This window comes from Enterobacter sp. ODB01 (assembly GCF_001623605.1).
Lineage (GTDB): Bacteria > Pseudomonadota > Gammaproteobacteria > Enterobacterales > Enterobacteriaceae > Enterobacter > Enterobacter kobei.
In genome coordinates, this window is record NZ_CP015227.1 from 1,009,282 (window position 1) to 1,021,891 (window position 12,610).

A 12,610-nucleotide genomic window follows, 5' to 3' on the forward strand; every position below is an offset into this window, starting at 1 on the left:
CAAATTCTGTTTAATCTGTATCAGGCTGAAAATCGTCTCTCTTCGCCAAAACACCTTCGGCGTTGTAAGGTTAAGCCTCACGGTTCATTAGTATCGGTTAGCTCAACGCATCGCTGCGCTTACACATCCGACCTATCAACGTCGTCGTCTTCAACGTTCCTTCAGGAGACTTAAAGTCTCAGGGAGAACTCATCTCGGGGCAAGTTTCGTGCTTAGATGCTTTCAGCACTTATCTCTTCCGCATTTAGCTACCGGGCAGTGCCATTGGCATGACAACCCGAACACCAGTGATGCGTCCACTCCGGTCCTCTCGTACTAGGAGCAGCCCCCCTCAATTCTCCAGCGCCCACGGCAGATAGGGACCGAACTGTCTCACGACGTTCTAAACCCAGCTCGCGTACCACTTTAAATGGCGAACAGCCATACCCTTGGGACCTACTTCAGCCCCAGGATGTGATGAGCCGACATCGAGGTGCCAAACACCGCCGTCGATATGAACTCTTGGGCGGTATCAGCCTGTTATCCCCGGAGTACCTTTTATCCGTTGAGCGATGGCCCTTCCATTCAGAACCACCGGATCACTATGACCTGCTTTCGCACCTGCTCGAGCCGTCACTCTCGCAGTCAAGCTAGCTTATGCCATTGCACTAACCTCCTGATGTCCGACCAGGATTAGCTAACCTTCGTGCTCCTCCGTTACTCTTTGGGAGGAGACCGCCCCAGTCAAACTACCCACCAGACACTGTCCGCAACCCGGATCACGGGTCTACGTTAGAACACCAGCCATTAAAGGGTGGTATTTCAAGGTCGGCTCCACGCAGACTGGCGTCCACGCTTCAAAGCCTCCCACCTATCCTACACATCAAGGACCAGTGTTCAGTGTCAAGCTATAGTAAAGGTTCACGGGGTCTTTCCGTCTTGCCGCGGGTACACTGCATCTTCACAGCGAGTTCAATTTCACTGAGTCTCGGGTGGAGACAGCCTGGCCATCATTACGCCATTCGTGCAGGTCGGAACTTACCCGACAAGGAATTTCGCTACCTTAGGACCGTTATAGTTACGGCCGCCGTTTACCGGGGCTTCGATCAAGAGCTTCGCGTTACCGCTAACCCCATCAATTAACCTTCCGGCACCGGGCAGGCGTCACACCGTATACGTCCACTTTCGTGTTTGCACAGTGCTGTGTTTTTAATAAACAGTTGCAGCCAGCTGGTATCTTCGACTGATTTCAGCTCCACCCGCAGGGGCTTCACCTACATATCAGCGTGCCTTCTCCCGAAGTTACGGCACCATTTTGCCTAGTTCCTTCACCCGAGTTCTCTCAAGCGCCTTGGTATTCTCTACCTGACCACCTGTGTCGGTTTGGGGTACGATTTCGTGTTACCTGATGCTTAGAGGCTTTTCCTGGAAGCAGGGCATTTGTTACTTCAGCACCGTAGTGCCTCGTCATCACACCTCAGCGTTAATAAGGTACCGGATTTACCTGGAACCTCCGCCTACATGCTTAAACCGGGACAACCGTCGCCCGGCTAACATAGCCTTCTCCGTCCCCCCTTCGCAGTAACACCAAGTACAGGAATATTAACCTGTTTCCCATCGACTACGCCTTTCGGCCTCGCCTTAGGGGTCGACTCACCCTGCCCCGATTAACGTTGGACAGGAACCCTTGGTCTTCCGGCGAGCGGGCTTTTCACCCGCTTTATCGTTACTTATGTCAGCATTCGCACTTCTGATACCTCCAGCAACCCTCACAGGCCACCTTCAACGGCTTACAGAACGCTCCCCTACCCAACAACGCATAAGCGTCGCTGCCGCAGCTTCGGTGCATGGTTTAGCCCCGTTACATCTTCCGCGCAGGCCGACTCGACCAGTGAGCTATTACGCTTTCTTTAAATGATGGCTGCTTCTAAGCCAACATCCTGGCTGTCTGTGCCTTCCCACATCGTTTCCCACTTAACCATGACTTTGGGACCTTAGCTGGCGGTCTGGGTTGTTTCCCTCTTCACGACGGACGTTAGCACCCGCCGTGTGTCTCCCGTGATAACATTCTTCGGTATTCGTAGTTTGCATCGGGTTGGTAAGCCGGGATGGCCCCCTAGCCGAAACAGTGCTCTACCCCCGAAGATGAATTCACGAGGCGCTACCTAAATAGCTTTCGGGGAGAACCAGCTATCTCCCGGTTTGATTGGCCTTTCACCCCCAGCCACAGGTCATCCGCTAATTTTTCAACATTAGTCGGTTCGGTCCTCCAGTTAGTGTTACCCAACCTTCAACCTGCCCATGGCTAGATCACCGGGTTTCGGGTCTATACCCTGCAACTTAACGCCCAGTTAAGACTCGGTTTCCCTTCGGCTCCCCTATACGGTTAACCTTGCTACAGAATATAAGTCGCTGACCCATTATACAAAAGGTACGCAGTCACCTAACAAGTAGGCTCCCACTGCTTGTACGTACACGGTTTCAGGTTCTTTTTCACTCCCCTCGCCGGGGTTCTTTTCGCCTTTCCCTCACGGTACTGGTTCACTATCGGTCAGTCAGGAGTATTTAGCCTTGGAGGATGGTCCCCCCATATTCAGACAGGATACCACGTGTCCCGCCCTACTCTTCGAGTTCACAACCTGTGCATTTTCGTGTACGGGACTATCACCCTGTACCGTCGGACTTTCCAGACCGTTCCACTAACACACAAGCTGATTCAGACTCCGGGCTGCTCCCCGTTCGCTCGCCGCTACTGGGGGAATCTCGGTTGATTTCTTTTCCTCGGGGTACTTAGATGTTTCAGTTCCCCCGGTTCGCCTCGTTAACCTATGTATTCAGTTAACGATAGTGTGACGAATCACACTGGGTTTCCCCATTCGGACATCGCCGGGTCAAAGGTTCATATCACCTCGCCGGCGCTTTTCGCAGATTAGCACGTCCTTCATCGCCTCTGACTGCCAGGGCATCCACCGTGTACGCTTAGTCGCTTAACCTCACAACCCGAAGATGTTTCTTTCGATTCACCATCGGTTTGCGAAAATTTGAGAGACTCGAACACACATAACATGTGTGTCGTTTCAATTTTCAGCTTGATCCAGATTTTTAAAGAGCAAATATCTCAAACATGACTCGCAAGTCAGTTTTGAGATATGACGGCAGGTGACTTTCACTCACGAACCAGCAAGTGGCGTCCCCTAGGGGATTCGAACCCCTGTTACCGCCGTGAAAGGGCGGTGTCCTGGGCCTCTAGACGAAGGGGACACTGAAGTCTCAATCGCAAGACGCCTTGCTATTTACTTTTCATCAGACAATCTGTGTGAGCACTACAAAGGCAGGTTCTTTAAGGTAAGGAGGTGATCCAACCGCAGGTTCCCCTACGGTTACCTTGTTACGACTTCACCCCAGTCATGAATCACAAAGTGGTAAGCGCCCTCCCGAAGGTTAAGCTACCTACTTCTTTTGCAACCCACTCCCATGGTGTGACGGGCGGTGTGTACAAGGCCCGGGAACGTATTCACCGTAGCATTCTGATCTACGATTACTAGCGATTCCGACTTCATGGAGTCGAGTTGCAGACTCCAATCCGGACTACGACGCACTTTATGAGGTCCGCTTGCTCTCGCGAGGTCGCTTCTCTTTGTATGCGCCATTGTAGCACGTGTGTAGCCCTACTCGTAAGGGCCATGATGACTTGACGTCATCCCCACCTTCCTCCAGTTTATCACTGGCAGTCTCCTTTGAGTTCCCGGCCTAACCGCTGGCAACAAAGGATAAGGGTTGCGCTCGTTGCGGGACTTAACCCAACATTTCACAACACGAGCTGACGACAGCCATGCAGCACCTGTCTCAGAGTTCCCGAAGGCACCAATCCATCTCTGGAAAGTTCTCTGGATGTCAAGAGTAGGTAAGGTTCTTCGCGTTGCATCGAATTAAACCACATGCTCCACCGCTTGTGCGGGCCCCCGTCAATTCATTTGAGTTTTAACCTTGCGGCCGTACTCCCCAGGCGGTCGACTTAACGCGTTAGCTCCGGAAGCCACGCCTCAAGGGCACAACCTCCAAGTCGACATCGTTTACGGCGTGGACTACCAGGGTATCTAATCCTGTTTGCTCCCCACGCTTTCGCACCTGAGCGTCAGTCTTTGTCCAGGGGGCCGCCTTCGCCACCGGTATTCCTCCAGATCTCTACGCATTTCACCGCTACACCTGGAATTCTACCCCCCTCTACAAGACTCTAGCCTGCCAGTTTCGAATGCAGTTCCCAGGTTGAGCCCGGGGATTTCACATCCGACTTGACAGACCGCCTGCGTGCGCTTTACGCCCAGTAATTCCGATTAACGCTTGCACCCTCCGTATTACCGCGGCTGCTGGCACGGAGTTAGCCGGTGCTTCTTCTGCGGGTAACGTCAATTGCTGCGGTTATTAACCACAACACCTTCCTCCCCGCTGAAAGTACTTTACAACCCGAAGGCCTTCTTCATACACGCGGCATGGCTGCATCAGGCTTGCGCCCATTGTGCAATATTCCCCACTGCTGCCTCCCGTAGGAGTCTGGACCGTGTCTCAGTTCCAGTGTGGCTGGTCATCCTCTCAGACCAGCTAGGGATCGTCGCCTAGGTGAGCCGTTACCCCACCTACTAGCTAATCCCATCTGGGCACATCTGATGGCAAGAGGCCCGAAGGTCCCCCTCTTTGGTCTTGCGACGTTATGCGGTATTAGCTACCGTTTCCAGTAGTTATCCCCCTCCATCAGGCAGTTTCCCAGACATTACTCACCCGTCCGCCACTCGTCACCCGAGAGCAAGCTCTCTGTGCTACCGTTCGACTTGCATGTGTTAGGCCTGCCGCCAGCGTTCAATCTGAGCCATGATCAAACTCTTCAATTTAAGTTTGATGCTCGTGAATTAAACTTCGTAATGAATTACGTATGTTCACTCAGAGACTTGGTATTCATTTTTCGTCTTGCGACGTTAAGAATCCATGTCACTTTGAGTGCCCACACAGATTGTCTGATAAATTGTTAAAGAGCAGTGCAACGCGGCTTTCGCTCACCGTTGCGAGGTGGCGTATATTACGCTTTCCTCTTTCAGAGTCAACCCGTTATTTCAGGATTTTTTCTCTTCAACCGACCGGGTTGTCTGTGAAGTGATTCACATCTGCCGTGTCGATGGAGGCGCATTATAGGGATCCCATTTTTTAGCACAAGTATTTTTTAGATCTTTTTTTCCAACTGCTGATTTTCCGCGCTTTTCGCTGAAATCCCGCCCGATCTGCTTAAATATTGACGTATTTTGCCTTGCCTCGATCCCATAATATGATCAAAGTCTTCTGTCTAGCGCTCATCCTTAGAGGTAGTTATGTCTACTGTATTACGTCCTTATAAAGATCTGTTCCCCAAACAAGGCGATCGCGTAATGATCGATGCCAGCAGCGTAGTCGTAGGTGATGTCCGACTGGCTGATGATGTCAGTATCTGGCCACTCGTTGCCATCAGGGGAGACGTTAACTCTGTGTCGATTGGCGCACGTACCAATATTCAGGACGGCAGCGTTCTGCATGTCACGCACAAATCCTCTTATAACCCGGAAGGTAATCCACTCATTATTGGAGAGGATGTCACCGTTGGCCATAAAGTGATGCTTCACGGCTGCACTATTGGAAATCGCGTACTTGTTGGCATGGGATCGATTTTGCTGGATGGCGTCATAGTAGAAGATGACGTAATGATTGGTGCCGGTAGCCTGGTCCCGCAGAACAAACGGCTGGAGAGCGGCTATCTCTATCTGGGTAGCCCTGTAAAACAGATCCGCCCCCTGAAGGAGGCAGAGATCGAAGGATTAAAATACTCGGCGAACAACTACGTTAAATGGAAGAATGACTATCTGGATCAGGTTAACCAGACCCAGCCCTGATCGTCTTCCTGCTGGTCGCGGATTAAATCGCTGGCTTCTTCTTCAAGATCCCAGCGATTTTCACAAAATATGTCTAAAGGATCTGAACCGCCAAAACGACGTAGCAGCGTTTCCCTATGAATGGCACAGGTAAGTTGCATCCCCTGCACCAGCACCGGGAAGCAGACTGCTTGTTTATCCTCATCCCAGCTCTCTCTGTCCGGGAAGTGAATAGCCTGATTCACGCCGAAAGCTCCTGCTTTAACTTTTCTATCACCGGCTCGACTGCAGGTAACACACCATGCCAGAGCAGCACCGCATGCGCAGCCTGGCCCACCAGCATCCCCAGCCCATCGGCTAACTGTTTCGCGCCATGTTCTTCACACCACATAAGGAAGGGTGTCTTCCCTTTCTGGTAAAACATGTCATAGAAGTACATATGAGAGTTGATAAGAGAAACGGGGATTGCCGGGATCTCACCATTAATGCCGCTGGACGTGGCATTGATGACCAGATCAAATTCACGGTCTTCGAGATCCTCAAGCGCGATGGCGCTCACGCTACCGGTATGGGCAAACAACGCCGCCAGCGCTTCTGCCCTGGAAAAGGTTCTGTTGGTAATGGTCACTGCACAGTCCAGTGAAAGCAGGGGCAACAGCACGCCCCGCGATGCACCACCCGCACCAATCAGCAGAACCCGGAAACCAGGCTTGATAAACGAAAGTCTTTCCAGATCGCTCAGTAAACCAATCCCGTCAGTGTTGTCACCCAGAAGGCGGCCATCCTCAAGCCGTTTTAAGGTATTTACTGCACCAGCAAGTGAAGCACGCTCGGTCAGTTCGTCTGCACGTTCAAATGCCTCTTCTTTAAAGGGAACCGTCACATTCGCCCCTTTGCCGCCCGCAGCGAAAAACGCCTCGAGCGTTGGGATAAATGCATCAACCGGTGCCAGCACGCGGCCGTAAGGGTGATCTATCTGCAACTGCTCCGCAAATTGCTGATGGATCAAGGGTGACTTACTGTGTGCAATCGGGTTACCAAAAACAGCATAAGTTTCCATGAGATTACCCCTGGCGAAAACGTTCACCGGTTAATGCGTCGCGAATTTCGGACGGATTCAGGCGCCCTCCCGTCTCGCCGGCAGCAACCGGGAAATCATTCCCGAACTGTGCCAGCACTTCTTCGGTTGTCCGGCACGGAGGTAACCCGGTCAGATTCGCGCTGGTTGAAACCAGTGGTTTACCAAACGCCACACAAAGCTCAACCACCAGCGGATGGTCGGTGACGCGCACCGCCAGCGAATCAAACCTTCCGGTTAACCAGCGCGGTGTTGTCGGCTGGGCCGGGAAAACGAAGGTCACCGGTCCAGGCCATACGGAGAAGATGGCTTCACGCTGGGCCGGGGTAAGCATGGAATCATCAATGTAAGGTTTAAGCTGCTCATAATTGGCCGCGATTAAAATCAGTCCTTTTTCGACAGGCCGTTGCTTAAGTGCCAGCAATCGGCCAACGGCCGTCTCACTGTCAGGATCGCAACCGACCCCAAAGACAGCTTCAGTTGGATAAGCGATGACTTCTTCTTTTTTCAGTACGTCCACTGCATACGCAATGGAACCTGATGGCAGGTTATTATTCACTGTTTTGATCCGCCGGAACCGGCTTTCCACATTGTTTACTGGCGCAGAAGCGTTTAATGCCTTGCGCGGTTTTCTTCTCGATGAGTAGCGGATAATGGCAATGCACGCAGATACCCGCTACCGGTTTGAAATTGATAACGAACTGGCAGTCAGGGTAACGATCGCAGGAATGGAAAGTCTTACCAAAACGAGAACGACGCTGTACCAGTTGACCACGTTGGCACTGAGGACAGGCAATAGCCGTTTCATCTGGCTTATCAATTTGTTCTGTATGCTCACATTCCGGATAACGGCTACAGCCAATAAACATACCGAACCGCCCCTGACGCAACGCTAATTCACCACCACAGGCAGGACATAACTGCCCCTCCAGAATTTTGACGATATGTCCATCCGCCTGGCTTTTAAGAGGACGGACATAATCACATTCCGGATAGTGTGAACAACCGAGAAACGGACCGTGTTTCCCGGACCGAATAACAAGTTCAGCCCCGCACTGCGGGCAGGGCTCGTTTTTATGCACCGTAAATAGTGCGGATTTGGCCATAAGAACTCTTGGTGCTGCACATTTGAATTAATGCAGCATACCTTCATTCACTTCAAAGAGTAATTCTTCCATTTGCTGATAGGCATTTTCACAACCCGGGATATTAAACAGAACCATCAGGATCACCCATTTGAGATCTTCCAGTTCAAATTCTGCCGTATCCAGCGCCATGACGCGCTCTATCACCATTTCTCTCGTTTCGAGGTTTAGCACCTGAATCTGCTCAAGGAATAAGATGAATCCTCGGCAGCTGGCATCCAGCCTTTCACACTCTTCAGCGGTATAGATGCGTACTGACAATGGGTCAGAAGCAAGCTGCATCGGTTCGGCGAGGCCTTCCTGATAATCAGCCAGTTTTTCCAGCCACATCAACGCATTATAGATATCTTCCCGCTCAAACCCCGCATCGGTAAGATCCTGTGTCAATTTGTCCTGATCCACTCGCATTTCTGCTTCGTTATGGATGTAAGTCTCAAACAAATACATCAGTACGTCGAACATGGCATGCCCTCCTTAATCGGACATAGCCGCCGGGTACAGCTGCGATCCACCCTGCTAACTCCAGTTCGAGTAGCTGTGCTACCGTTACTGGCACAGGTTGGCCGGCACGTTCAGCGACAACGTCAACAGGTGTTACCTCATCTCCTACGTTAGCCAGGAGCTTAGGAAATGGCAATGCCACCTTTCCCTGATCTGACGAATAATGTCGCTTTTCGGGATCTTCCTTCAGCCATTGCAACCCATGTTGCAAATTTTCAAGAATATCCCCTACCTCGGTTACCGGCGTTGCGCCCTGCTTTATCAGCCAGTGTGGCCCTTCGCAGCCGGGGTTACCTATCGGACCGGGCAAGGCGAAAACCTCCCGCCCCTGCTCAAGTGCGCACCGGACCGTGACCAGAGAGCCGCTTCGCACTGCCGCTTCAACGACCAAGACGCCCTGGCTTAACCCGCTGATAATCCGATTACGGCGCGGAAAGTTTGCCGGTCGGGGCTGTGCCGAGAGAGGAAACTCAGACACTATCGCCCCGTCAGATTCAATAATCTGCATCGCCAGAGCCTGATGCCGACGGGGATAAACGCTAAACAGGCCGTTCCCCAGCACGGCCACGCTACGTCCTTTTGCGGACAGCGCAGCGTGATGGGCGACACCGTCAATACCGCAGGCCAACCCACTGGTGATTGTGAAACCGCTTTGTGAAAGCTGTTCGCACAGGATTTTCCCCCACCGCTCACCGTACCATGACGGCGCCCGACTCCCCACCACAGCCAGTTGGACAGTATTAAGTGTCGCTAAGTTACCTTTTACACATAATGCCCCAGGATAATCGGGAATCGTTCGCAGCAAAGGGGGATAAAAGGGATGGTTTGCCGTCAACAAATGATTTCCCGGCATTTCAAGCCACTTAAGGCTTCGCTCCAGTTCACTTTCCTCTAAGGCAAAGAACCGGCTAGCCTGTTTTGCTGACAGCCCGGCGTCTATGACAGCAGGAACATCTATATTTGTCTGCTTGAGCAACCGTGCAGCGGCTTCCAGCATCCCATCACCACACAGAGAACCCGTGTGGATAAGCCGTAACCATATCTCGGTAGACGTCATCCTTTCCCCCTGCCATAAGCGGCCTGCGCAATCATTGCGATTGGTCACTGATGCTGTCAATCGACCGGGGATTTGTCTAGAATAGAAGTAATATTCTTATCAACTCCTGAACACGACTCTGGAAATTTATGGCAGTTTTGCAAGTGTTACATATTCCGGACGAGCGCCTTCGCATCGTCGCTGAACCGGTTAAAGAAGTGAATGCAGAAATTCAGCGTATCGTCGATGATATGTTCGATACCATGTACGCTGAAGAAGGCATTGGCCTGGCGGCGACCCAGGTAGACATTCACAAGCGTATTATCGTGATCGACGTTTCTGAAAATCGCGATGAGCGTCTGGTGCTGATTAACCCTGAGTTGCTTGAAAAGAGCGGCGAAACGGGTATCGAGGAAGGCTGTTTGTCCATTCCTGAACAGCGCGCTTTGGTGCCACGTGCCGAAAAAGTGAAAATTCGCGCCCTGGATCGTGACGGTAATCCGTTCGAACTGGAAGCAGACGACCTGCTGGCGATTTGTATTCAGCATGAGATGGATCATCTGGTCGGTAAACTGTTTATCGATTACCTCTCGCCGCTGAAACAGCAGCGTATTCGTCAGAAAGTAGAGAAACTGGATCGTTTGCGCTCTCGCGCATAACGTCCCCCCGGATACAAGGATCATCGTGTCTAAAACACTACGTATTATCTTCGCGGGAACCCCTGATTTTGCAGCGCGTCATCTTGGCGCGCTGTTATCTTCTGGTCACCAGGTTGTTGGCGTCTTTACCCAGCCGGACCGCCCGGCAGGTCGCGGTAAAAAACTGATGCCGAGCCCCGTAAAGGTGCTGGCAGAAGAGCATGGGCTACCCGTTTTCCAGCCCGCCTCCTTACGCCCACAGGAAAACCAGCAGCTGGTTGCTGACCTGGATGCCGACGTAATGGTGGTGGTGGCGTATGGTTTAATTCTGCCAAAAGCCGTGCTTGATATGCCTCGCCTGGGCTGTATCAACGTGCATGGTTCCCTGCTCCCGCGTTGGCGTGGTGCGGCACCTATACAGCGCTCCCTGTGGGCGGGTGATGCTAAAACCGGCGTTACAATCATGAAGATGGATGTAGGTTTAGACACGGGCGACATGCTGTATAAGTTGACGTGTCCCATTACGGCAGAAGATACCAGCGCTACGCTGTATGACAAGCTGGCAGATCTCGGCCCACAAGGGCTCATTAAGACCTTACAGCAGCTTGCTGACAATACGGCGAAGCCTGAGGTTCAGGATGAGTCTCTCGTCACCTACGCCGAAAAACTGAGCAAAGAAGAAGCCCGGATCGACTGGTCTCTCTCCGCCGCTCAACTTGAACGCTGCATCCGCGCCTTCAATCCATGGCCAATGAGCTGGCTGATGATTGATGAGCAGCCCCTGAAAGTCTGGAAAGCGTCAGTGATTAACAGCATCACAGCAGCTGAACCCGGTACGATTATCGACGCCAGCAAGAACGGAATCCAGGTTGCGACTGCAGAAGGGATCCTGAATCTTGAGTCATTACAACCGGCCGGTAAGAAAGCCATGAGTGCACAGGATCTGTTAAATTCCCGTCGCGAATGGTTTATACCGGGCAATCGCCTTGCCTGATCCAATATTTGCTTAAAGCCCGGTGTTCCGGGCATTTTTATTTTTACGGTTATGAAAAAACAAAATCTTCGCAGTATGGCGGCGCAGGCCGTTGAGCAGGTCATCGAGCAGGGTCAGTCATTGAGTAATGTCCTGCCTCCCCTGCAACAAAAAGTATCTGATAAAGACAAAGCCCTGCTTCAGGAGCTCTGTTTTGGCGTCCTGCGCACTCTCTCTCAACTTGAGTGGCTCATTAATAAGCTGATGTCACGCCCAATGACCGGCAAACAGCGCACCATACATTATTTGATTATGGTGGGTTTTTATCAGCTTCTTCATACCCGAATCCCCCCTCATGCCGCACTGGCTGAGACGGTGGAAGGTGCCGTTGCGATTAAACGTCCTCAGTTGAAAGGGTTGATCAACGGTGTACTGCGTCAGTTCCAGCGACAGCAGGAAGAGCTGCTGGCTGAATTTACGCAAAGCGAAACACGTTACCTGCATCCGGACTGGCTTCTGAATCGCCTTAAAAAGGCGTATCCACAACAATGGCAAAACATTGCCGAAGCCAATAATCAACGTCCACCGATGTGGCTGCGCGTTAACCGGAATCATCATACCCGCGATGCCTGGCTGAGCTTGCTCGAAGAGGCCGGAATGAGTGGATTCACACATGATGCCTATCCTGACGCCGTGCGTTTAGCTTCCCCTGCACCGGTACATGCTTTACCCGGTTTTGATGAAGGCTGGGTGACCGTACAGGATGCCTCTGCTCAGGGTTGTATGACTTTCCTTGACCCGAAAAATGGCGAGCAGATCCTCGATCTGTGCGCAGCACCGGGCGGAAAAACAACGCACATTCTGGAAGTGGCTCCGCAGGCCAGCGTGATGGCAGTCGATGTTGATGAGCAGCGTCTTTCACGCGTCTACGATAACCTTAAGCGTCTGGGTATGAAGGCTCAGGTTAAGCAGGGCGATGGACGCAAACCCGCAGAATGGTGTGGTGAAACACAATTCGATCGTATTTTGCTGGATGCCCCTTGCTCTGCAACCGGTGTTATTCGCCGTCACCCCGATATCAAGTGGCTGCGCCGCGATCGTGATATCAAGGAACTTGCCCAACTGCAATCGGATATTCTTGACGCCATCTGGCCGCATCTAAAACCTGGTGGAACGCTGATCTACGCGACCTGCTCCGTGCTGCCGGAAGAAAACAGCCAGCAAATCGCGGCCTTCCTTAAACGCACTCCGGACGCTACGCTGCGTGATACGGGAACACCTGAAAACCCGGGTCAGCAGAACCTGCCGGGTGCGGAAGAGGGTGATGGCTTCTTTTACGCTAAGCTAATCAAAGAGTGATGTTGAGAAC

Annotated in this window: 10 protein-coding genes, 1 tRNA gene and 2 rRNA genes; 4 read left to right on the top strand and 9 right to left on the bottom strand. The window is 52.1% G+C overall.

Features of this window, described 5'->3' with window-relative positions; genetic code table 11:
• Positions 1–66: 66 nt before the first annotated feature.
• The 3 genes from A4308_RS04805 to A4308_RS04815 form a co-directional block, all read right to left on the bottom strand.
• Positions 67–2,972, bottom strand: a 23S ribosomal RNA gene (locus A4308_RS04805).
• 192 nt (positions 2,973–3,164) lie between these two features.
• Positions 3,165–3,240: transfer RNA gene (locus A4308_RS04810), tRNA-Glu, on the bottom strand.
• A gap of 85 nt (positions 3,241–3,325) precedes the next feature.
• Positions 3,326–4,865 (bottom strand): 16S ribosomal RNA (locus A4308_RS04815).
• The 16S and 23S rRNA genes sit together here with 1 tRNA gene alongside, the layout of an rRNA operon.
• 471 nt (positions 4,866–5,336) lie before the next feature.
• Here A4308_RS04815 and A4308_RS04825 point away from each other — a divergent pair.
• The gene (locus A4308_RS04825) at positions 5,337–5,891 is read left to right on the top strand and encodes a gamma carbonic anhydrase family protein (RefSeq protein WP_014885455.1); all 555 of its coding nucleotides are present in this window, start codon (positions 5,337–5,339) and stop codon (positions 5,889–5,891) included.
• Here A4308_RS04825 and A4308_RS04830 read toward each other — a convergent pair.
• From A4308_RS04830 to dprA, 6 genes are read right to left on the bottom strand one after another with little or no spacing between them, the layout of a single operon-like run.
• The gene (locus tag A4308_RS04830; protein WP_045282265.1) at positions 5,867–6,115 is read right to left on the bottom strand and encodes a DUF1488 domain-containing protein; all 249 of its coding nucleotides are present in this window, start codon (positions 6,113–6,115) and stop codon (positions 5,867–5,869) included. The genes A4308_RS04825 and A4308_RS04830 overlap by 25 nt on opposite strands.
• Complete coding sequence (aroE, locus tag A4308_RS04835) at positions 6,112–6,930, bottom strand: shikimate dehydrogenase (protein ID WP_014885457.1); 819 nt, start codon at positions 6,928–6,930, stop codon at positions 6,112–6,114. The genes A4308_RS04830 and aroE overlap by 4 nt, the downstream gene beginning before the upstream one ends.
• A gap of 4 nt (positions 6,931–6,934) precedes the next feature.
• Positions 6,935–7,507, bottom strand: coding sequence for an L-threonylcarbamoyladenylate synthase type 1 TsaC (gene tsaC, locus A4308_RS04840; RefSeq protein WP_023337875.1), 573 nt, complete (start codon positions 7,505–7,507; stop codon positions 6,935–6,937).
• Positions 7,500–8,054, bottom strand: a complete 555-nt coding sequence (locus A4308_RS04845; RefSeq protein ID WP_023338824.1) for a DNA topoisomerase family protein — start codon at positions 8,052–8,054, stop codon at positions 7,500–7,502. Before A4308_RS04845 ends, tsaC begins: the two co-directional genes overlap by 8 nt.
• Positions 8,055–8,081: 27 nt before the next feature.
• Positions 8,082–8,555 carry a DUF494 family protein Smg gene (smg, locus tag A4308_RS04850; RefSeq protein WP_008503477.1) on the bottom strand — a complete coding sequence of 158 codons (474 nt, stop codon included), beginning with the start codon at positions 8,553–8,555 and terminating at the stop codon, positions 8,082–8,084.
• Positions 8,527–9,651: a DNA-protecting protein DprA gene (gene dprA, locus A4308_RS04855; RefSeq protein ID WP_045282266.1), complete on the bottom strand. Its 1,125-nt coding sequence runs from the start codon at positions 9,649–9,651 to the stop codon at positions 8,527–8,529. Before dprA ends, smg begins: the two co-directional genes overlap by 29 nt.
• 128 nt (positions 9,652–9,779) lie before the next feature.
• Here dprA and def point away from each other — a divergent pair, with 128 nt between their 5' ends.
• The 3 genes from def to rsmB are packed head-to-tail and all read left to right on the top strand — an operon-like array spanning position 9,780 to position 12,600.
• Positions 9,780–10,289 (top strand): peptide deformylase, encoded by a 510-nt coding sequence (gene def / locus A4308_RS04860; protein WP_006812188.1) that lies wholly within the window; start codon positions 9,780–9,782, stop codon positions 10,287–10,289.
• A 25-nt stretch (positions 10,290–10,314) separates the two neighbouring features.
• Positions 10,315–11,262 (top strand): methionyl-tRNA formyltransferase, encoded by a 948-nt coding sequence (fmt, locus tag A4308_RS04865; protein WP_045135127.1) that lies wholly within the window; start codon positions 10,315–10,317, stop codon positions 11,260–11,262.
• Positions 11,263–11,313: 51 nt separating this feature from the next.
• Positions 11,314–12,600: a 16S rRNA (cytosine(967)-C(5))-methyltransferase RsmB gene (gene rsmB, locus A4308_RS04870; RefSeq protein WP_045135128.1), complete on the top strand. Its 1,287-nt coding sequence runs from the start codon at positions 11,314–11,316 to the stop codon at positions 12,598–12,600.
• Positions 12,601–12,610: the final 10 nt, after the last annotated feature.